17 protein-coding genes and 1 tRNA gene are annotated in these 21,521 nt (G+C 66.1%); 3 read left to right on the top strand and 15 right to left on the bottom strand.

The window, feature by feature from the left end:
* Positions 1-3 precede the first annotated feature (3 nt).
* From Uis4E_RS00940 to Uis4E_RS00905, 8 genes are all read right to left on the bottom strand, one after another.
* Positions 4-1,308, bottom strand: a complete 1,305-nt coding sequence (locus Uis4E_RS00940; protein WP_165784792.1) for an ABC transporter substrate-binding protein — start codon at positions 1,306-1,308, stop codon at positions 4-6.
* A 355-nt stretch (positions 1,309-1,663) separates the two neighbouring features.
* The gene (locus Uis4E_RS00935; RefSeq protein WP_101621370.1) at positions 1,664-2,728 is read right to left on the bottom strand and encodes a LacI family DNA-binding transcriptional regulator; all 1,065 of its coding nucleotides are present in this window, start codon (positions 2,726-2,728) and stop codon (positions 1,664-1,666) included.
* Positions 2,729-2,947: 219 nt separating this feature from the next.
* Positions 2,948-3,586, bottom strand: a complete 639-nt coding sequence (locus Uis4E_RS00930) for an RpiB/LacA/LacB family sugar-phosphate isomerase (RefSeq protein WP_101621369.1) — start codon at positions 3,584-3,586, stop codon at positions 2,948-2,950.
* Between the two features lie 14 nt (positions 3,587-3,600).
* Complete coding sequence (locus tag Uis4E_RS00925; RefSeq protein ID WP_279324949.1) at positions 3,601-4,407, bottom strand: gluconate 5-dehydrogenase; 807 nt, start codon at positions 4,405-4,407, stop codon at positions 3,601-3,603.
* 75 nt (positions 4,408-4,482) lie between these two features.
* Positions 4,483-5,586 carry a beta-galactosidase BglB gene (bglB, locus tag Uis4E_RS00920; protein WP_207764523.1) on the bottom strand — a complete coding sequence of 368 codons (1,104 nt, stop codon included), beginning with the start codon at positions 5,584-5,586 and terminating at the stop codon, positions 4,483-4,485.
* A gap of 161 nt (positions 5,587-5,747) precedes the next feature.
* Positions 5,748-6,587, bottom strand: a complete 840-nt coding sequence (locus Uis4E_RS00915; RefSeq protein ID WP_101621367.1) for a sugar phosphate isomerase/epimerase family protein — start codon at positions 6,585-6,587, stop codon at positions 5,748-5,750.
* A 158-nt stretch (positions 6,588-6,745) separates the two neighbouring features.
* Entirely contained in the window at positions 6,746-7,429 is a 684-nt protein-coding gene (gene eda, locus Uis4E_RS00910) for a bifunctional 4-hydroxy-2-oxoglutarate aldolase/2-dehydro-3-deoxy-phosphogluconate aldolase (protein ID WP_101621366.1), read from the bottom strand.
* A 106-nt stretch (positions 7,430-7,535) separates the two neighbouring features.
* Positions 7,536-8,546 carry a sugar kinase gene (locus Uis4E_RS00905; RefSeq protein ID WP_101621365.1) on the bottom strand — a complete coding sequence of 337 codons (1,011 nt, stop codon included), beginning with the start codon at positions 8,544-8,546 and terminating at the stop codon, positions 7,536-7,538.
* Between the two features lie 533 nt (positions 8,547-9,079).
* Here Uis4E_RS00905 and Uis4E_RS00900 point away from each other — a divergent pair.
* Entirely contained in the window at positions 9,080-10,030 is a 951-nt protein-coding gene (locus Uis4E_RS00900) for an ROK family glucokinase (protein WP_101621364.1), read from the top strand.
* Positions 10,031-10,190: 160 nt separating this feature from the next.
* Here the strand turns inward: Uis4E_RS00900 and Uis4E_RS00895 are convergent.
* From Uis4E_RS00895 to Uis4E_RS00880, 4 genes are all read right to left on the bottom strand, one after another.
* Positions 10,191-10,267, bottom strand: a tRNA-Asp gene (locus Uis4E_RS00895).
* Between the two features lie 262 nt (positions 10,268-10,529).
* Complete coding sequence (locus Uis4E_RS00890) at positions 10,530-11,441, bottom strand: hypothetical protein (protein ID WP_101621363.1); 912 nt, start codon at positions 11,439-11,441, stop codon at positions 10,530-10,532.
* 97 nt (positions 11,442-11,538) lie between these two features.
* Positions 11,539-13,026, bottom strand: coding sequence for a DHA2 family efflux MFS transporter permease subunit (locus tag Uis4E_RS00885; protein ID WP_101621362.1), 1,488 nt, complete (start codon positions 13,024-13,026; stop codon positions 11,539-11,541).
* A gap of 122 nt (positions 13,027-13,148) precedes the next feature.
* The gene (locus tag Uis4E_RS00880; RefSeq protein WP_101621361.1) at positions 13,149-14,000 is read right to left on the bottom strand and encodes an HAD family hydrolase; all 852 of its coding nucleotides are present in this window, start codon (positions 13,998-14,000) and stop codon (positions 13,149-13,151) included.
* A 267-nt stretch (positions 14,001-14,267) separates the two neighbouring features.
* Between Uis4E_RS00880 and ettA the strand changes: the two genes are divergently transcribed.
* The gene (ettA, locus tag Uis4E_RS00875) at positions 14,268-15,947 is read left to right on the top strand and encodes an energy-dependent translational throttle protein EttA (RefSeq protein WP_101621360.1); all 1,680 of its coding nucleotides are present in this window, start codon (positions 14,268-14,270) and stop codon (positions 15,945-15,947) included.
* A 396-nt stretch (positions 15,948-16,343) separates the two neighbouring features.
* Positions 16,344-17,246: an acyl-CoA thioesterase gene (locus Uis4E_RS00870; RefSeq protein WP_101621359.1), complete on the top strand. Its 903-nt coding sequence runs from the start codon at positions 16,344-16,346 to the stop codon at positions 17,244-17,246.
* Positions 17,247-17,504: 258 nt separating this feature from the next.
* Here Uis4E_RS00870 and galK read toward each other — a convergent pair whose 3' ends face one another.
* From galK to Uis4E_RS00855, 3 genes are read right to left on the bottom strand one after another with little or no spacing between them, the layout of a single operon-like run.
* Positions 17,505-18,752 (bottom strand): galactokinase, encoded by a 1,248-nt coding sequence (gene galK / locus Uis4E_RS00865; RefSeq protein ID WP_101621358.1) that lies wholly within the window; start codon positions 18,750-18,752, stop codon positions 17,505-17,507.
* Positions 18,753-18,803: 51 nt separating this feature from the next.
* Positions 18,804-20,054, bottom strand: coding sequence for a galactose-1-phosphate uridylyltransferase (galT, locus tag Uis4E_RS00860; protein WP_101621357.1), 1,251 nt, complete (start codon positions 20,052-20,054; stop codon positions 18,804-18,806).
* A gap of 2 nt (positions 20,055-20,056) precedes the next feature.
* On the bottom strand, positions 20,057-20,866 hold the full coding sequence (locus tag Uis4E_RS00855; RefSeq protein ID WP_034526657.1) for a DeoR/GlpR family DNA-binding transcription regulator: 810 nt from the start codon (positions 20,864-20,866) through the stop codon (positions 20,057-20,059).
* Positions 20,867-21,521 lie beyond the last annotated feature (655 nt).

The following is a 21,521-nucleotide window of genomic DNA, read 5'->3' as shown; positions in this document are numbered from 1 at the left end:
TCCTTACTTCGCCAGGGCGTCGTTGGCCTCGTCGACCAGCGTCTTGGCGGCTTCGGCGGCGGTGTTCTTCTTGTACAGGACGTTCTCCTCGGCGGTCGGCAGCATCGTGGAGTTGAACTCGGTGGCGGCGGCGGGCGCCGGCGGGTTGATCTTCGAGCTGTTCGGGATGACCTGGTCGTTGAGGAACGCGACGGACTTCTTGTCGGTGTCGGCGAGGCTCGGCTCCAGGGCGTCCATCATCTTGGAGTTGATCGGCAGGCCGCGGTCGGTGGACATGGCCTTCACGGCGTCCTCGTTGTTCGTGTAGAAGTCGATGTACTTGGCGGCGAGCTCCGGGTTCTTGGCGCTCTTGGAGATCGCGAAGAACATGGCGGGCTTGACGTAGTCGGCCTTCTTCGTGTTCTTGGCCGGCCAGGTGGTCATGGCCAGTTCGGTGCCGTCGGTGAGCACGGACTGCATCGAGGTGAAGTGGGAGGTGAACTTGAAGGAGCACCAGGAGCGGGCGGACGGGTCGGAGCCGTAGACCAGCGGGTCCTGCTCGACGGAGCCGGCCTTGATCTGGGCGAAGATCTCCGGGCTGATGTGCCAGCCGTCCTCGATGCCGGTCTGGTAGACGTCGAGGTACTTCTCCACGTCCTTGGCGCTGGCGCCGAGCTTGCCGTCGGCGAACAGGGTCTTGCCTTCGCCGCGCAGCTGGTATTCGAGCAGCTCGGAGGCCTCGTAGTAGCGGTAGTTGGTCTTGACGCCGGTCTTCTCGTACACCTGCTTGGAGATGTCGATGAAGTCGTCGGTGGTCATCTGGTCCGGGACCTCGATGCCGGCCTTGTCGAGCAGCGTCTTGTTGTAGATGAGTGCCGGAGCGGTGTTGCCGAGGCTCAGCGCGTAGGTCTTGCCGTCAAGCTTGCCGGCCTCGAGCACGTTCTTGTCGATGTCGTCGGTCTTGATGGTCTTGCCGAGGTACTGGTCGAGGTCGAGCAGGAGGCCGTTGTCGACGTACTGCTGGAGGTAGGAGTAGTCCATCGCGATCACGTCGGGCATCTGCTTGCCGGCCGCGTTGGTGGACAGCTTCTTCCAGTAGTCGTCCCATTCGGAGAACTGGCCGTTGACGGTGACGCCCTTGTTGGCCTGCTCGAACAGCTTGTTGACCTTGGCCTGACGCTCGTTGCGCTGCTGGTTGCCCCACCAGGCGACCGTCAGGGTGTTGACGTCCTTGCCATCGGAGGAATTGGAACCGCTGCCGCACGCAGCCATGGAGAGCATCGCCGCGCCGGCCGCGACCGCCGCGATGATTTTCTTGCCGAACTTCATTACTGCAACCTTTCTTGATGTGCCGTGGGTTGATCGTCCTCGACCACCGGCCTGAGTGTGATTGGAAACCATCTTCACCGATGTTTTCCGTGACATGAATCACTATAGCAAACATTTCCAGCGACACGCAACTGTTTCCATTTGTTTCCGCAAATAGTTTCCAGAGTTCTTGTCGGGGCATAGGAAAAGGTCCCGCTCCTCATCGGAAACGGGACCTTTCATGCGTTGCGGGGCATCCCCTCGGTCCGGTCTTACGGCCGGCCAGCTCCCCCTGAAGGGGGCGCAGGGTGAACACTTCTCTTTCTTGCTCCCCCTTCAGGGGGAGCTGTCACGCTTCGCGTGACTGAGGAGGAGGTCACGCCGCCTCGTCGATCTGCGCGTCGTCCTCCACGGACTTGGGCGCGACGCCGGTGGATTCCCTGGTGACGAGGATCTCGGGCACGAGCTCCACCTGCGGTTCGGCGGCCTCGGCGGCGTCCTCGGGGAACGCCGCGGATTCGATCTTGTTGATGAGCATCTGCATGGCGAGCGCGCCCATGCGCTCCTGCCGCACGTCGATCGTCGTCAGTTGTGGGCGCACGACACGTGCGAGCACGGAATCGTCGACGCCGATCACGCTCACCTCGCCGGGGATGTCGACGCCGCGCTCGGACAGACGCCCGATGAGTCCGGTGGCGACGAGGTCGTTGAACGCGACGACGCCGGTGATCTCGGGTTCGAGCAACAGCGCGTCGCCCGCGTTGACGCCGCCCGCGTAGGTGGGTTCGAACGGTCCGATGACGATGCAGTCCATGCCGTAGGATTTCGCGGCGTCGATGCAGGTCCGGCAGCGCACCATGTTGGCGTAGGAGCTGCCGGAGCCGGAGATGTAGGCGATGTGTCTGTGCCCGAGCGAGGCGAGGTGGCGCACGGCCTGGAGGATGCCGGACGCGTCGTCGATGCCGACGGTGGAGAATCCCTCGACCTGACGGTTGGTGAATACGGTGGTGGCCGGGTCGCAGTAGCGTTTCAGTTCGGCGTCGCTCAGCCGCGGCGAGACGAGGATCTGGCCTTCGGACGCGCCGATCACGCTCTGCAGCGTGTCGACGCGGTCGCCCGAGGCGTCCAGGTCGGCCACGAACAGGCGGTATTTCGCGTTCTGCGCGACCGAGAACAGTCCTTTGAAGATGTCGGTGAAGTAGAAGTTGCCGATGCCGGAGACGACGACGCCCAGGTTGCCGCGTGCGCCGCCTTCTGCGGCGGTCTCGCGCGTCGGACGCGCGGGGGCGACGGCCGCGCCGCGATATCCCATCTGCCGTGCGAGCTGCATGATGCGGTCACGGGTCTCCGCCTTCACGTTGCCGCCGTTCAGCGCGCGCGACACCGTCGATGCCGCGACTCCCGCGGCCTTCGCCACATCGGTGATGGTCGCTTCCGCCATGATGATTGACCTCCTGCATGGAAAACTTCGTCGTGATTTCCATGCTACACGAACAATGTCAAACGAATTGCACGTTATTTGCGCAAATGAGACACCCCCTCAGTCCGGCCTACAGCCGGTCAGCTCCCCTGAGGGAGGGGGAGCAAAGAACGGCATCCCATTCCCCGCGCCCCCTTCAGGGGGAGCTGGCGGCGAAGCCGACTGAGGGGGTGCTCCCGCTCAGCCGATGAGCGAGAGCACGTAGTCCTTCACGTCGCCGTCCTCGGCGTTGGCGGTGAAGTACTCCTTGAACCGCTCCCCCGCGAACGCGCCCTTGACGAGTTCAGGGTCGAGCGCCTCGTAGATGTCGACGAGCGGGCGGTAGGCGGCGGCGCGCACGCCGTCGAGGATCTTCTTGTTGCGCTGCTCGGGCACGACGCGCTCCTTCGGATAGCCGGTTCCCGGCTGTTCGATCCACAGCTTCTCGAAGATGTATTCGAGGTTGAGCTCCTGGCCCCAGCCGTTCTTGAGGGCGAACGGGATGGCGATGGCGTTGCCGTCGTTGATCTGGGAGAAGGTGTACGCGTCGAGCGGGTCCTCGACGTGGCCGCAGATCACGCCGGGGAAGCTGTTGAGCGCGAGCATCGCGCCTTCGCCGGTGCCGCAGCCGGTGACGACGTAGTCGGCGGCCTTCGTGTTGAGGAGGGCGGCGGCGAGGATGCCGTTCTGCACGTAGGTGAGCTGCGCGGCGTCGTCGGCGGCGTACATGCCGTAGTTGAACACCTCGTGGCCGTGCGTGGCGGCGACCTTCGTGAGGGCCTTCTCGATGACGCCGTTCTTGGCCGCCTGCGAGTTCTCGTTGATCAGTGCGATCTTCATATGCGTGGTTCCTTTCACTGAGGCTGCTTGCCGATGTAGGCCAGGATGCCGCCGTCGACGTAGAGGACGTGGCCGTTGACGAAGTCGGAGGCGTCGGAGGCGAGGAAGACGGCGGGGCCCTGGAGGTCCTCGGGGGTGCCCCAGCGGGCGGCGGGCGTCTTGGCGACGATGAACGCGTCGAAGGGGTGGCGGGAGCCGTCGGGCTGGCGTTCGCGCAGCGGGGCGGTCTGCGGGGTGGCGATGTAGCCGGGTCCGATGGCGTTGCACTGGATGTTGGCCTCGCCGTATTCGGAGCAGATGTTGCGGGTGAGCATCTTCAGTCCGCCCTTGGCGGCGGCGTAGGCGGAGACGGTCTCGCGGCCGAGCTCGCTCATCATCGAGCAGATGTTGATGATCTTGCCGTGGCCCTTGGCGATCATGCCGGGGATGACGGCCTTGGAGACGATGAACGGGCCGTTGAGGTCGACGTCGATGACCTGGCGGAAGTCGGCGGCGGACATCTCGAGCATCGGGATGCGCTTGATGATGCCGGCGTTGTTGACGAGGATGTCGATGGTGCCGAGGTCCTTCTCGATGTTCTCGACGAGGCCGGCGACGGCCTCCTCGTCGGTGACGTCGGCGACGTAGCCGTGGGCCTCGATGCCGGCCTCCTTGTAGGAGGCGAGGCCGCGGTCGACGGCCTCCTGGCTGCGGTCGTTGAAGGCGATCTTCGCGCCGGCGGCGGCGAAGGCGGTGGCGATGGCGAAGCCGATGCCGTAGCTGGCGCCGGTGACGAGCGCGACCTTGCCTTCGAGCGAGAACTTGCTCATGTCGTACCCCATGATGGTCCTTTCCGAGGTTTCCCTCTTCCCGATGGGTGATGTGGTTGGTTGGTGGTGGTTGATGGTTGGTGGTGGTCAGCAGTAGGAGACGAGCATCTCGGTGAATGCGAGGATGGTGAGCGACTGCCCGTAGGGCATTGGCGAGATGTCGATGCCGCGGTAGTAGTCGAAGTCCGATCCCATGCCGGTGCCGACGGAGACGCCGGCGACCGAGCCGTGTTCGTCGATCCGGTCGATGAGCCCGGCGACGGCGCGGTAGGCGACGTCGAGGTACTTCTCGTCGAGGTGGCCGTGGTGCACGGCCCTGAGGATGCCGTAGGCGATGCCGGCGGTGCCGGAGGATTCGAGGTAGGAGCCCTCGTCGTCGATGAGCGTGTGCCACAGGCCGCTGTCGCTCTGGTGCGCGGCGAGGGCCTCGGCCTGCGCTTCGAGCACGGCGGTGAGCCACCGGTACAGCGCGTCGCCTTCCTTGAGTCCGAGGATGTCAATGATCTCGGGGATTGCGATGGTGGCCCAGCAGTTGCCGCGCGCCCAGTGGGCGCCGACGAAGTTGTGGTGTTCGTCGAAGGTCCAGCCGTGGAACCACAGTCCGGTGGTGTTGTCCATCAGGTACTTGATGTGGATCAGGAACTGGTATTTCGCCTCTTCGACGTAGCGGCTGACGCCGAGCAGGCGGCCGATCTTGGCGAGCGGGAGCACGGTCATGACGAGCGTGTCGGCCCACAGCTGGTTGTGGTGGGGTTCGCCGAGCGTGATGTGCTGCATGCCGCCCAGGTCGGTGCGCGGCATGCTCTCGCACGCCCAGCGGGCCCACTGCTCGAGGTAGGGCCGCAGGCGGCTGTCGCCGGTGCGTTCGTACAGGTAGGCCATGGTGAGCAGCGGACACATCGTGTTGACGTTCTTGTTCGGGCTGTCTTCGGCGAGGCGGGCGTCGAACCATGCGGTGACGGCCTTGAGCGCCTTGGCGTTGCCGGTGACCTCGTAGTTGCGGTACAGACCGTACAGGCCGACGCCTTGCGGCCAGTTCCAGACGTTCCAGCTCTTGTCGTCGATGACGACGTCGCCGACCTTCCACAGCCCCTCACCATCGTTGGACGCGATGGAGACGAGGTTGTCCGTCATGGCGTCGATGAGTCGTGTCAGCCGTTCCTTGGTGGCCGGCATCTGTGGTGGTTCCATGGATCCTCGTTTCTGGTGTATATGGCGCCGGCGTGGATCGGCAGTGATCCCGTTTGCCGACGGGAAAGCGATGGAGATTGGAGGTTTTCGCTTTCATGGAATACTATACAACGTTTCCAGCAAAGATGGAAATCAATTTCCAGCGTGTTGCATAATTTCCATCACACGCCCTTGTACCGTGCGATGGCGCGCGCGATCGCCTCGCCCTTGGTCTCCTCGGTGATGACCGGCAGGTACGGCCGGTACCGTTCGACGACGGCGAGCGCGTCGGCGACGCGCATCACGCCTTCGCCGATGTCCACCATGTCGAGCTCCAGCTGTCCGGGCACCGGGCGGAAGTCCTTGAGGTGCATGGCGACGATGCGGTCGCCGAAGCGGGAGAACGCCTCCTCGATCAGGTCGATCTGGCTGTCGTACGTCTCGCCGTCGATGAGCACGGACGGGTCGAGCACGATGCCCATCCACGGCGAGTCGATGTCGCGGATCAGCCGTTCGATCGTGGCGAGGTCGTGGATCGGGTGGTTGCGGCCCGGTTCGATGCCGACGAGCGTCGAGTACCGCTCGCCCGCGGCGACGAGCCGGCGGATCACGCCGACCGTGTCGAGGTAGACGTCCTCGGTGAAGTTGCGTTCCGTGTACACGCCGAGCGTCTCGAGCACGGAGCCGGTCTCGCTGGCGACCATCGGCGCGCCGAAGTACTTCGCGTGGCGCAGGTACGCCTCGAACTTCTCGAGCAGCGTCTCGCGCGTGGCGGGATCGGGGTGGATCATGTTGATGTAGCAGCTGAGCACGGCGATCCGCACGCCCTGCTCGTCGAGCACGCGGCGGAAGTACGTGCCCATGCCGGGATTGATCTCCTTCGCCCCGGACTTGAGGTCCGGGAAGAGCGCGTTGAGCGCGAACTGCACGTTGTGCGCGCCGGTGGCCGCGATGCCTCGCGCCAGGTCCTCGGGGGTGCCGTCGAACGGCACGTCATGGCCGCGAACGCCGAAATTGATCATCGTATCGTCTCCTGTGATGCATTGCGGGTGGTGTCTTCGGGCATTGGAATGCCGGCGCCGCGACGGGCGAGGACCAAAAAGGCAGGGGTGCGTCCTCGCTCGTCACGACGCCGGCAAGTCTGTGGGGGCGCACGGACCGGTCCCGCGCGCGGCTCCGGTCAGGCGCGGGCGGCGGCGACGGCCTCGCGCGCGGCGCGGCACGCCTGCGCGACGGCCGCCCAGTCGCCGATCTTCTGCGCGGCGGACGGCACCGGGAAGCTGCCGCCGACGGCGAACACGTTCCTCAGCGCCGCGTAGTCGGCCACGTTCTTCAGGTTCACGCCGCCGGTGGGCAGGAAGTTCATCTCGGCGAACGGGCCGGCGAGCGCCTTGAGGGTCTTCACGCCGCCGTACGCCTCGGCCGGGAAGAACTTCGCGTAGCGCAGACCGCGGTCGTAGGCCTTCTCGATGTCGGAGGGGACGGCGGTGCCGGGCAGGACGAGCACGTCGCTGTCGAGGCACCAGTCGACGACGCGCTCGTCGAAGGACGGGGTGACGATGCCGATGCAGCCGGCGGCGACGGCCTGACGCGCCTGCTCAACGCTATGCACGGTGCCGGCGATGAGCATGACCTCGGGCACGTAATCGTGGATGCGGGCCATGCCGGCGAGGGCGGCTTCGGATCGGAACGTGACCTCGGCGATCGGCACGCCGCCGTCGGCGAGGGCGTGGGCGAGCGGGATGGCCTCGTCCACGTCGTTCAGGGTGACGAGCGGAACGACGCCGAGACGCGACATCGTGTCGATGGTGGCCTGCTTGTCGGACAGGGTGGTGAGGGTGGGTTCGAGGACTGCGGTGCTCATGACGGGCTCCTTTGCTTGAAGGCCTATGGCCGTTGGTCGTGTTGTGGTTGCGGGTTGCGATTGCGGATCATATGGGTGGATGATGCGCGGGTGAGGCGCGGACGCGTCACACGAGGACGGTCTCGCGCAGCGGCGCGCGGTCGTGCAGCATCATGAATTCGTCGAGTGCGGTGATGGTAGGCAGTCCCTCGTTGTCGGAGACGACCTGCGTCTGCATCGCGCCGACCGCGCAGGCGCGCTCCATCGCGGTGGCGATGGTGTGGCCTTCGAGCAGCGCGGAGAGGAGTCCGGCGGCGAAGCCGTCGCCGGCGCCGACCGTGTCGACCACGTGGTCGACGACGAAGCCGGGCACGTAGACGCCGTCCTTGCCGTCGGTCGCGTAGGCGCCACGCGGACCGTCCTTGACGACGACGCAGCGCGCGCCGTTGTCGATGAACGCCTTGCCGATCGATTCGACGTCGTCGACGCCGAACAGTTCGCGGCCTTCGCCGATGCCGGGCAGGACGAGGTCGGACTGCGCGGCGAGCCGGCGCAGCGTGGACTTCATCACGGTCTCGCTCATCCACAGCGCGGGGCGCAGGTTCGGGTCGAAGGAGAGGAACAGGTTGTGCCGCCTGGCGTAGACGACGAGCGCCTCGGCGGCGTCCATCGTCGACGGGGAGAGCGGCGGCAGGATGCCGGTCAGGTGGACCAGGGACAGGCCGGCGGGGTCGACTCTGTTGACGTCGTCGCCGCTGAGCGTGGAGGCGGCGGAGCCTTTGCGGTAGTAGTAGGTCTTCGGGTCGCCCACGTGCTCGCGGGTCTTCATCATGAATCCGGTGTGGTGATCGGCGTCGACGGTCAGCAGGGAGGTGTCGAGCTTCTCGGCCTCCATGAGCAGGCGGATGCGGACGCCGAGCGGGTCGTCGCCCACGCGGGTCAGGTAGCGCGGGTTCTGGCCGAGCCGTTTGAGGCCGATGGCCACGTTGAGTTCGGCGCCGGCCACGGAGGCCTGGAACATGCCGACGCTGCTGCACGGGCCTTCCTGCCCCGCAGTGAACAGGCCCATCGCCTCGCCGGCGAGGAGCACGCCGCCTGGTCGTATGCCGGGAACGCGGAAATCATTGCCGGTCTCCATCGCACACCTCGTTTCCTGATTGGTCGTCGTTATGGTTATGGTCGTCGTCGTTGCCGGGCCCCGACCGCTTCGTCCGGGACCTTCGTCGTCGTTGTGTCTTCAGAGTATGGGGCCGCGGATGATTCGCGGAATAAGTTGCCATTCGTTTCACCCGGCATGCCGCGCGTTCCATCCGAATTGAGTCGCACGGCCGCCCTCATCCCAACGGCCGCAACGCCTCCCACGGGATTCCGGACGACCGCGCCCTGATGCAACCCGCTCTGCAATCCCCGATGCAAATCCCGCAAAGAGCCCTCCTTCTCCGCCCCCGGCTCCCCCTTGCCTCCCTGACGAGAGTGGCCGAACCACGTATGCAATCGTTTGCTGATTGTTCCTGTGCGAGTTCGTTTGCTGTGAACGCTCCCAGTCATCACATTGCAACAGAACGTGCCAATATACGGACAGAACGTGCGTTTCGCAATGCCGCTACGTCAGATGCAAACGTTATGCTTTTCAATGTCTACAGCGTTAGGAATCGATCGAAGGAGAACACCATGACCACGCTGGCCATCGATATCGGAGGAACGAAGATCGCGGGCGCCGTGTGCGATGAAAACGATAGCATCATCCAGCGTTGGCGCGTGCCCACGCCGATGGACGCCGACGCCATCAACCAGCACATCGCCGAGATCTACCGCGAGGCCGTCGCCGCCGGCCACACCGACATCCAGGCGATCGGCATCTCCGCGGCCGGCAACGTCGCCGCGGACCGCAAGACCCTGACCTTCGCCGCGAACATCCCCGCGTGGATCGACTACAACCTGTCCGAGCACGTGGGCGCGCTCATCGACCACGCCGTGCCGGTCGTCGTCGAGAACGACGCGAACTGCGCCGGCTGGGGCGAATTCGTGCACGGCGCCGGCCAGGGCAGCCGCAACATGGTGGCGCTCACCGTCGGCACCGGCCTCGGCGGCGCGATCGTCATCAACGGCGAACTGTACCGCGGCTCGTTCGGCATGGCCGCCGAACTCGGCCACCTGCCGATGGTCCCGGACGGCGACCACTGCGGCTGCGGCCTGCGCGGCTGCGCCGAGCGCTACACGTCCGGCACCTCGCTCGAGAACTTCGCCAAGTCCGCCGTGCGCCGCCGCCCGCAGGACGCGAAGCGTCTGCTGGAGCTGTGCGGCGGCGACGTGAACAAGCTGGAGGGGCCGATGGTCTCCCAGGCCGCGCAGGAGGGCGACGAGCTCGGCCTGTACGCGTTCGGCAAGATCGGCGAATGGCTGGGACGCACGATGGCCGCCACCGCGGCCGTGCTCGATCCGGACCTGTTCGTGATCGGCGGCGGCGTCGTGGCCGTCGGCGACATCCTGCTCGAGCCGGCCCGCTACAACTACGCCCGATTCCTCGAAGGCAGCGCCTACCGCAGCCACGCGAAGATCGTCGCCGCCACCGCCGGCCAGGACGCCGGCCTCATCGGCGCCGCCAACCTCGCCCTGCGATAAGCCCCGGATTCCCCATGGTGCGGTAACACACAATCTCCATATCGGCGGAAAATAGCCATTTTCCGCCACCGCACCATGGCGGATTTACCGCACCATGGGAGTTATGGGAGTTTGGACGCGCGAAAACACGAAAGCCCCGTCGCAATGACGGGGCTTTCTTTGGCGACCACGACCGGACTTGAACCGGCGACCTCCGCCGTGACAGGGCGGCGCTCTAACCAACTGAGCTACGCGGCCGTTTCGCACTTGCGCTGTGCAAGCACGAGTAGATATATTACCGATATCCGCGACTCACGCAACCCTCGGCGTGTCGCGCTTTCGCCCCTCGTGACGAAGCCCCGGGCCCGACCCCGAAAAACCCAGTAATCCCAAGCAATCGCAAGCGATTCCGAACAGTCCCGGATGCCCAAGGCAATCCCCTACCCCAGCAGCATCTTCACCGCTACGGCAACACCCAATATCACCAGGAATCCGACGACCACCAGCGCATACCGCAGCATCAGGCGGCGTTCGCGCTTCGCCCGGACCATACGGAGGGAACCTGCGCTTCGGCGCGGACGCGGCGCGCGATGTCCTCGTCGATGGCGGCGCGCGTATCGGCGACGACCACATGGTCCGGCAGCGCCATCCGCGCGATCGGCGTCACCGCGCGCGACACGCTCCCCGCGAACACGACCACCGTCGTATACGCCGCACAGGCCGCGACGCCGCGCGAGAGCAACCCCACGACCGCCAATCCGACCAATCCGTACGCGAACAGCGCCCATTGCATGCGCCGCAACGTGCGGACGCGACGCTCGGTCGGATGGAACCGGAACGCCACGCACCACGCGCCGACGGCGATCAGCGGCACGCACGACAGCGCGATGGCGAGCGGGAAGCCGCTCATGCCGGCGTCCGCGAACACGCCGGACACGGCCAACGCCACGTCGATTCCCAGAAGCAGCGCGGCCGCGACGAGCTGGATCGCGCCGAGCGCGAGCACGCGGCGGCGCTCCGACGACGGGCGCACCGGCGGCTGCGTCCACCACCAGTCGACCGTTCCCAGCTGCGGGCCGCGACGCAGGTACGCGGCGGCCACGCGGTCGCCGTCCTCCGCGTCACGGATCAGGGCGGCCGCACGCCGCCATCCGATGAGGTACGTCAACGCGCCCACGCCGACGACGAACGCGACGATGGCGAGCCACGGATAGACGCGGCCGAGCGGGGTCGCGCCTGCGCGGTCCGCGCCCGCCGCGACCGCGCACGCCAGCAGCGCGAGGAACGCCGCCAGCCAGATCGACGCCCTGACGCGGATGCGCCGCAACGCCGCGCGGTCGGCGGACGTCACCGCATCGCCGGCGGGCGTCGCCGCACGGCCTGCCACACCGTCACGATTCCGCGCGTCATCGCCGTCGAATCCTTCGTCCATGCCTTCATCATCGCATCGGACCCACCGGCCCGACGTCACGCGACATGAACAATCGGTGAACGCGCCTCGCACACCACACACGCGCGACGCGCGAAACTCACGCCTCAACCAGCTCCGGCGGGCGGCGCGTGGAGAAGCGGAACATGAGCGCGGCGAGCACGGCGCCGCACACGGCCATGCCGGCGAGCGGCCACATGCTCGACGCGAAACCGAGCAGATACGATTCGGCGGTCGAGGCGCCGGAGCGTGCGGCGGCGGCCGAGAACTCGGTGATCAGCGCGCTCGCGACGGCGGTGCCGATCGCGCCGGCGAGCTGCTGGACCGTGTTCATCACGGCGGAACCGTCCGCGTTGAGCCGCGCGGGCAGCTGGTTCAGCGCATGCGTCTGGTCGGGCACGAGCACGAATCCGGAGCACGCCATGAACAGCGCGTAGGCGACGGCCACCGCGGCAACGTTGCGGTAGGCGACGATGATCGCCGCGTCCATCACGGTGACGCCGAGGAAGCCGAACAGGATGAACTTCGGCGGGAAATGACCCTTCAGCGCGCCGCCGATCATCGGTGCGGCGATCGCGCCGACCACCGCGCCGGGCAGGAGGATCAGCGCGGCGACGAGCGAGCCGAATCCGAAGCCACGTTGCAGCAGGATCGGCAGCATGAAGTTGAGGCCGAGCACGCCGCCCGAGGCCATGAGCAGGATGAGCATGCCGAGCGTGAACCCGGAATAGCCGAACACGCGCACCTCGACCAGCGGATGGTCCATCGTCAGCTGCATGGCGGCGAACGCGGCGAGCACGGCGACGGCCGCGGCGAGCGTCGCCCAGAACCGCCAGTCGCCGTTCCACGCGGCGAAGAAGCTGACCGCGACGATCAGGCCCGCGAGTCCGAGCGCGACCAGCAGCAGCGACGGCACGCTGATGCGCGCCTGCTCCGCGTCGCCCGGATGCCGGATCTCCGGCACGGTGGCGACGCCGAGCGCGAAGGAGACCGCGAGGAACGGCAGCATCGCGTAGAAGATCCAATGCCAGTCGAGCCATTCCATCACGATGCCGCCGAACACCGGGCCGATGGCGGGCGCGGCGCAGGTGACGAGGCTCACGATGCCGAGCATCGCGCCGCGCTGTTCGAGCGGCGCACGCTCCAGGATGATGGTGGTGATGAGCGGCAGCGAGATGCCGGTGCCGAGCGCCATGACGAGACGCGCGGCGAGCAGCATCGGGAAGCTCGCGGCGAGCGCGCCGATCAGCGTGCCGAGTGTGAAGATCGCGACGGCGGCGATGAACAGCCGTTTCGTGGCGAACCGTCGCACCATGAACGGCGAGCTCGGGATCGCGACCGACAGCAGCAGCAGGTAGCCGGTGGTGAGCCATTGCACGGTGGACGCGTCGATCGCGAATTCGGCCATCAGCGTCGAGTAGGCGATGTTGAGCGACGTTTCCGACAGGATGCCGAGGAACGTGAGGATGGCGAGCGCGACGACGGTGACGACGAGTTTCGGCGCGACGGGCCGTTTGGCGGATTCCACCGACTCCCCCGCGCGTGCCGCCCGTGCGTTCTGGGTGTCGTGTCCGTCATGTCCGCGCATGCGTGCCGTCCTTTCGTCCGTCAAGACCATGATTGTTGCATATCGAACAATGTCATCGTACGGGCGAATGTTACGCGAAACTCACCACGCCGGATCATGCCGGGCCGTACCGGACGCGCCACTCACCGCGCGGCGGCGAGCACGGCGTCGAGCACGGTGGCGACGCCGCGGTCGTTGTTGCTCGGGGCGATCCAGCCGGCGTGGGCGCGCATATGCTCCTCGGCGTTCGCCACCACGTAGCCGTGGCCGGCGGCTTCGAGCATCTGGATGTCGTTGTACGTGTCGCCGAGCGCGCAGGCGTCCTTGACATCCACCCCAAGGTGCTCGCACAGGCGGGCGAGGCCGGTGCCCTTGTCGACGCCGGGATTCATCATGTCGATCCACATCTTGCCGGCGTTCGTCACCGTGTAGCGGTCGGACCAGGCGTCGCGGTAGGTCTCGCGGTATACCTCCTCGGAGTCGTTGCCGGGGAAGAACACCGTGTACTTGTTCACGTCGCGGTCGAGCGTCGTGATGTCGTCCATGTAGACGATCTTCTTGTAGAACGTGCGGAAGTAGTCGTCGTACTTCCTGTCGCACGAGCGGATGAAGCACGCCTCGAGGCCGCAGACGGTGGGGCATCCGCGGCCGTCGGCGAGCGTGAAGTCGATCAGACGGCGGTACTCCTCGACGGGGATGAGGCTCTCGTAGACGAGTTCGCCGCGGCAGTAGATCGCCGCGCCGTTGTCGGACATCAGCGCCATGTGACCGGCGAGATCGGGGAACATCTCGGCCAGCGTGTAGTTCGGGCGTCCGCTCGCCGCGCAGAACGTGAGTCCGGCGGCATCCAGCGCGAGGATGCGCTCGGCCATGCGCGGCGGCATCGTGCCGTTGTCGGCGAGCAGCGTGCAGTCCATGTCGCTGGCGACGACCTTGATGTCCTTCAGTCCGGCGTCTTCGGTGAAATCGGGCAGGCTCTGCGGGTTCTGCGGCATGTGCGCCACTCCTTCGTTTCTCGCTTCTCACTCATCCCGGACGTCCCACGAGTGGATGTCCGCGTTTCGACCCTCACCACTGTAGCGCGTGGCGGGCACGGCAAACGCCGGCATTCCAGCCCTTCCGATAGCATGGTGGGCGGTGGTTTGGCATGGATACGACCGCTATGCGGACGGATATGACCTCGACGCCGCACGGGGCGGACGACATGCACAAGCCAGGGAAACGGCTGGAATTCGACCGTATTTAAGGAGAAGCTGCAACCAATGGCAGAATTCGTGTATCAGATGATCAAGGCGCGCAAGGCGTTCGGCGACCGCGTCATCCTCGACGACGTGACCCTGAGCTTCCTGCCGGGCGCGAAGATCGGCGTGGTCGGCCCGAACGGCATGGGCAAGTCCACGCTGCTCAAGATCATGGCCGGCCTCGAAACCGTGTCCAACGGCGAGGCCACGCTCACCCCGGGCTTCACGGTCGGCATCCTGCAGCAGGAGCCGCCGCTGGACGACACGAAGACCGTGGGCGAGAACATCAAGATGGCGTTCGGCGACATCGCGCAGAAGGTCGACCGCTTCAACCAGATCGGCGAGGAGATGGCGAACCCGGACGCCGACTTCGACGCCCTCATGGAGGAGATGGGCAAGCTCCAGACCGAGATCGACGCGGCGAACGGCTGGGATCTCGACTCGCAGCTCGACCAGGCGATGGACGCCCTGCAGTGCCCGGACCCGGACACCCCGGTGAACGTGTGCTCCGGCGGCGAGCGCCGCCGCGTGGCCCTGTGCAAGCTCCTGCTCGAAGCCCCCGACCTGCTGCTGCTCGACGAGCCCACCAACCACCTCGACGCCGAGTCGATCCTGTGGCTGGAGCAGTTCCTGCACCAGTACAAGGGCGCCGTCATCGCCGTCACCCACGACCGTTACTTCATGGACAACGTGGCCGAGTGGATCTGCGAGGTGGACCGCGGCCACCTGTACCCGTACAAGGGCAACTACTCCACGTACCTGGAGACCAAGGCGAAGCGTATGGAGATCCAGGGCGCGAAGGACGCGAAGCTCGCCAAGCGCCTGAAGAACGAGCTCGACTGGGTGCGTTCCTCGCCGAAGGCCCGCCAGGCCAAGAACAAGGCCCGTCTGGAGCGCTACGACCAGATGGAGCAGGAGGCGCGCAACAACAAGAAGCTCGACTTCTCCGAGATCCAGATCCCGGCCGGCCCGCGTCTGGGCTCCACGGTGCTCGAGGCGAAGCACATCCACAAGGCGTTCGGCGACCGCGTGCTCATCGACGACCTGTCCTTCACGCTGCCGCGCAACGGCATCGTCGGCGTGATCGGCCCGAACGGCGTCGGCAAGTCCACGCTGTTCAAGACGATCGTCGGTCTCGAACCGCTCACCTCCGGCGAGCTGAAGATCGGCGACACGGTGAAGATCAGCTACGTCGACCAGAACCGCGCCGGCCTCGACCCGAACAAGAACCTGTGGGAGGCGGTCTCCGGCGGTCTCGACTTCATCGAGGTGGCCGGCGTCGAGGTGCCGACCCGCGCCTACGTGGCGAGCTTCGGCTTCAAGGGCTCCGACCAGCAGAAGCTGACGGGCGTGCTCTCCGGCGGCGAGCGCAACCGACTCAACCTGGCGCTGACCCTGAAGCAGGGCGGCAACCTGCTGCTGCTCGACGAGCCCACGAACGACCTCGACGTCGAGACGCTGGAATCGCTCGAGAACGCGCTGCTCGGCTTCCCGGGCTGCGCCGTCGTGATCTCCCACGACCGTTGGTTCCTCGACCGCGTCGCCACGCACATCCTCGCGTGGGAGGGCGATGACGAGAACCCGGCCAAGTGGTACTGGTTCGAGGGCAACTTCCAGGCCTACCAGGAGAACCGCGTCGCCCGCCTCGGCGAGGACGCCGCCCGCCCGCACCGCCTGCACCGCAAGCTGACCAGGGTCTGATTCCCGCCCCCGCCGGCGGGGGCTCCCGGCGAAGCCGGGTGGGGGTGGTCGTGTCCGTGTCCATACGCAGGAGACCACCCTCAGTCCCGCTGCGCGGGACAGCTCCCGCCAGCGGGAGCACGCATATGTCGGCCCCTGATGACTTGGCCCCCTCTGACGAGGGGGCCTTGCCGTATATCGGCATAACCCGCCGTTCACACGGCTCACATGCTCGTTACAATCACCCTGAAACGACTTAACGCCCGGCCGTTACAGTCGAGGCATCGGATTAATCGCACGCCACGCCGTGCGGCCGATGGTACCGGCGCAGCAATGCCGGTGAGAGAATATCGGCCGTGGCGCGGCGGCACCCGCGCATAATCGAACATCGAACATCACGTAACAGAGGAGACGAGCATGACCGACGAGACCATCACACCGCTGGAACATCTGGTGAAGGTGCTCAAACTGGGCAAGCCCTCCGACTACCGCAACCACACGTATGTGAACGGCGAAAGCCTCTACTTCCCCACCGGCCGCGTGTACGGCGGCCAGGTCATTGCGCAGTCGCTGATGGCCGCCGCGAAGACGGTCTCGCCGAACCGTCTGCCCCATTCGATCCACGGCTATTTCATCGCGCCCGGCGACATCCGCCAGGATCTGCTGTTCGACGTGGAGAAGCTGCGCGACGGCCGTTCGTTCTCGGCGCGGCGCGTGAACGTCACGCAGGCGGAAGGGCCGATCCTCACCGCGATCGCCTCGTTCCAGGTGACCGGACAGGAGGGCGTGGAGTTCGCCGATCCGATGCCGGAGGACCTGCCCGACCCGGAGTCGCTCACCAGCGCGAAGCAGCTGATGGCGCCGTACGCGGACAAGTCGCCGTTCGCGAACTACTACGCGCAGCAGTCGCCGTTCGACATCCGCCATATCACGCCGACGATCATGCTCGGCCCGGACAAGGAGTCCGCGGAAGCCGACTCCGGCAGGCAGATGGTGTGGATGAAGGCCGACGGCGAGGTCGAGGCGCCGCAGCTCATGCACCGTGCGATGCTGGCGCTCGGCTGCGACCAGGTGATGATGGAGCCGGTGCTGCGTCGCGCCGGACTGTCGATCTCCACGCCGGGCATCGCCTATGCGTCGATCGACCATTCGATGTGGTGGTACCGCGACGTGGACGTCTGCCAGTGGCATCTGTACGTGCAGGACACGCCGACCGCCGCGCACGGCCGCGGACTCGGCACGGCGAAGGTGTATTCGCAGGACGGCGAACTGGTCGCCGCCATCGCCCAAGAGGCGATGATCCGCACCCCGCGCGGATGATAGACGACTGAAACGCCCCCACTGGCGGGGGCTGTCGGAAAACGAACACGGACAGTGGATTCGCGGCATGAAGTCGCCCCCGCTGGCGGGGGCTGTCGGCGTTAGCCGACTGGGGGTGGTCAGGTTCCGTGATACGGGCGACCACCCCCAGTCATGCTGCGCATGACAGCCCCCGCCGGCGGGGGCGAAATCATACCACCCTACCCATCACGGAACGGTACGCGACCGAACCGCGCGGGGCGGGGGCGAAATCATAGGTCACGCTTCGCGGGAGGCGCTCGCCGCGGCGTAGGCGGCAAGCGCGCGCGGGGCGTGGAAGCCCTGCTTGTCAAACTCGTCGGCGATCTTCTGGGCGACCTCCTGGGAGCGGCCCTTGTCGACGAGCGCGATGATGGAGCCGCCGAAGCCGCCGCCGGTCATGCGGGCGCCGTAGGCGCCGTTGTGGCGGGCCACGTCCACGGCGATGTCGAGCTCCGGCACGGTGACCTCGTAATCCGCGGCGAGCGAATCGTGGGACGCGTTGAACAGACGTCCGGCGGATTCGATGTCACCCTGGGCGAAGGCGCGCACGAAGGAGCGCACGCGTTCGATCTCGGTGACGACGTGGCGCACGCGCTTCTTCATCGTCTCGTCGGGCAGCGCGTCGAGCGTCTCCTTCAAGGCCTGGAACTGGTCGTCGGCCTTGGCGATGCCGTCGGCGGCGACGCGCAGGTTGGCGACGCCGAGGACCTTCGCGGCCTCCTCGCAGGTGGCGCGGCGCTGGGCGTACTGGCCGTCGTTGAGCTGGTGCGGGGCCTGGGTGTCGACGACGAGCAGCTCGAGGCCGTACTTGTCGAGGTCGAACTCCTGCTGGGAGACGTTCTCCAGCGGGGTGAGCTCCGGACGGCAGTCGAGGAGCAGCGCGTGGCCGGGCGTGCAGCGCATCGACGCGTTCTGGTCGAGGCCGCCGGTGGAGGCGCCGGCCATCTCGTTCTCGGACTTGATGGCGGCGTTGATGAGGGTGACACGGCCCGCGTCGGAGTCGCCGTAGCCGAGACCGTACACGTCGTCGAGGGCGAGCGCGGTCGAGCAGGTCATCGCGGCGGAGGAGCTCAGGCCGCTGCCGAGCGGCACGCAGGAGACGAACGCGGCGTCGAAGCCCTTCACCTTGAATCCGGCCTCGCGCAGCGCCCACGCGACACCCACCGGGTAGGCGGCCCAACCGTCCACGCCGCGGGCCTTGAGCCCGTCGAGATCCGCCTCGGCGACCTTGTCCGGGGAGATGGACGAGACGACGCGCACCTTGGTGTCCTCGCGCGGCTTGAGCGCGATGAACGTGCGCTGCGGCAGCGCGATCGGCAGGCACAGGCCCGCGTTGTAGTCGGTGTGCTCGCCGATCAGGTTGACGCGGCCCGGGGCGGCCCACACGCCTTCCGGCGCGGAGCCGTACGTGTCGACGAACAGCTTCGTCGCCTCGGAGACGCCGTCCTCGTGGGAGATCGGCTTGATGAATTCAACAGCAGCCATTGGTGTTTTCCTTCCTTGGTTTGTGGAACATCCTTGTTGGGTTTTGCCGCGTCAGTCGGCGATGTCGACGTCGCCGAGCTCGTGGAAGCGCTTCGCGATGAGCTCCGGGGTCGTGTCGGAGATCCAGGCGGCCATGCCGGATTCGGAGCCGGCGAGGTACTTGATCTTGTTGGCGGCGCGGCGGAACGAGAAGAACTGCAGGTTGAGACGGTAGTTCTCGCGGCGCGAATCGTGGATCGGGGCCTGGTGCCAGGCGGCGATGTACGGCAGGTCCATGCCCTTGCCGTCGCCCTTGTCGAAGAACGCGTTGCCGCGCTTGAGCAGGTGCGAGTACATGGAGGCGAGGTCCCAGCGCTCCTGGTCGTCGAGCTGGTCGAGGGTGAGCACGTCGCGCACCGGCGCCACATGCACTTCGAGGGGCCAGCGGGCGGCGGCCGGCACGTAGGCGACCCAGCTGTGGTTGCGCATGATGACGCGCTCCTCGGCTTCGAGCTCGGCGTTCATCAGGTCCTTGAGCAGGTTGCCGCCGGTCTTCTCGTGGTAGGCCTCGGTGTGCTTGAGCTCCTGCTCCATCTTCGGGGCGATGAACGGGTAGCAGTAGACCTGGCCGTGCGGGTGGGCGAGGGAGACGCCGATCTCGGCGCCGTGGTTCTCGAACGGGAAGATCTGCTCGATGCCGTCCATCTTCGAGATCTCGGCGGTGCGGAACGCCCACGCCTCGACGACGGTGCGCAGGCGGCTCACCGGCAGGTCGGCGGGCAGGCCGTGCTCGTTCGGGTCGAAGCAGATGACCTCGCAGCGGCCGGCGGCCATCTTCTTCTCCCACAGCGGGTTGCCGTCCACGTAGGTGATGTCTTCGGAGCGGCCGGGCACGCGCACCATCGACGGGAAGCGGTTCTCGAACACGACGACGTTGTAGTCGGTGTCCGGCACCTCGCCGTCCTGGTACGGGTCGCCGGGCTTGCGGGCGGCCAGCGGGTTGCCCTTGGCGGTGGCGCCGGGGCCGGCGGTGATCGGGCGGTTCATGCGCGCGGTCGCCATCGGGATCCAGTCGCCGGTCAGCGGGTCGCGGCGCATCTCGGGGGCCGCGTACGGCACCTCCTCGCCGGCGGCGTTCAGCTGATTGGCGAAACGGTAGGCGAGATGGCGCGGGTCCTTGAGCTCGCGGGTCTTCGCGCCGGAGACGTATTCCGGATCGTCGTCGAGGTAGAAGAAGTCACGTCCGTCGGCGAGCGTCGTCGGCGTGATGCGGATGTGCTCCTTCGCGTACGCACCCGGCTCGTAGGCTGCGAATTCGGTCATGGTTATTCCTGCTCACTTTCCTGTACGGGCTCGGTCTGTTCGGCCAGCACGAGCTCCTTGACCAGTTCCTTCGTTTTGGCGGCGGTATCGGGGTCGAGACCGTCGTCGGTGATGACCGTGTCCACCTGGTCGAACCGCGCGAACAGCGACAGCGATGTGCAGCTCCACTTGGTGTGATCGGTCAAGATGATGGTGCGATCGGCGATGTCCATCATCGCCATATCGGTGGCGGCCTCCAGCGAGTTAGGCATGAGGAAGCCGCGGGGGATCGACACGGAGTGCGTGCCGAGGAAGACGGTGTTGACGCGCAACGAGGCGACGACCTTGTCGGCGATCGGACCGACGAGCGAGTTCGACCGGGTGATGACGCCTCCGGTGACGATCACCTCCACGTCCTTCGATTCGAGCGCCTGCACGAGTTCGGCGACGGGGATCGAGTTGGTGAGGATGGTGATGCCCGCGGCCTGCTGGCTTTCCAGCAGATGCTGGGCGAAGACGTAGGCTGTGGTGCCGCCGCCGATGGCGATCACGTCGCCGGGGGCCACGTATTTGACGGCCTCCTGCGCGATCGCATCCTTGAGTCCGATGTCCATCTGCGACTTTACAGAGAACAGCGGCTCGCTCAGCAGCGTGGAGGTGGTGACGGCGCCGCCATGGACCCGCTTGAGGAGCCCTTTGTCGGCGAGTTCGGCGATATCGCGGCGGATGGTCATCGCGGAAACGCCGAGTTCCTTGCTGAGGGCCGTGATGCGCACGGCACCTCGGGTGCGAAGCCTGCTCAGTATCAGGTGTTGACGTTGTGACGATATCATGTGAACATTATCGCACACAATCACCCATAGTTCAAACCGAGTTGTGCGTTTCTCGTCATATTTTTGTAGTTTTGCAAACGTTAGCGAACAAAAAACAACATAGGCGATTCCCTCCGACCTCATGCGACGAATCCCGCGAACCGCCCGTCCAACCAGTGGCCGTCACACCGGCCATCCGGCCATAAAGGAGCGGGCGCAACCATGCAACGCCTCTAATGCAATGCCCATTACGCAACGGCGCCCCAATGCAATGCCCATTACCCCCAATGCAACTGGTTCAACGAGGCGATACCGGTCAGGCGAACGGCAACGGCCCCAATACAACGGCTCCAATACAACGGCCTCAACGCAACGCACCCCAATACAACAGCCTCAACACAACGCACCCCAATACAACAGCCTCAACACAACGCACCCCAATACAACAGCCTCAACACAACGCACCCCAATACAACAGCCTCAACACAACGCACCCCAATGCAACGGAGCAACAAATCCCGGATATCAGCCCACTCGTCCGGGAATGGTCGCGCTGAGACGTGCCCAGCGCAACTATTCCCGGACGAAGCCACCCATATCCGGGAAAAGTCGCACTGACCCCGGCCCAGCGCGACATAACCCGGACGATAGGCATCATTCCCGGGAAAAGTCGCGC

Source organism: Bifidobacterium parmae (genome assembly GCF_002860365.1).
In the GTDB taxonomy this organism is placed as follows: domain Bacteria; phylum Actinomycetota; class Actinomycetes; order Actinomycetales; family Bifidobacteriaceae; genus Bifidobacterium; species Bifidobacterium parmae.
This window is presented reverse-complemented; position numbering and strand designations above follow the sequence as displayed.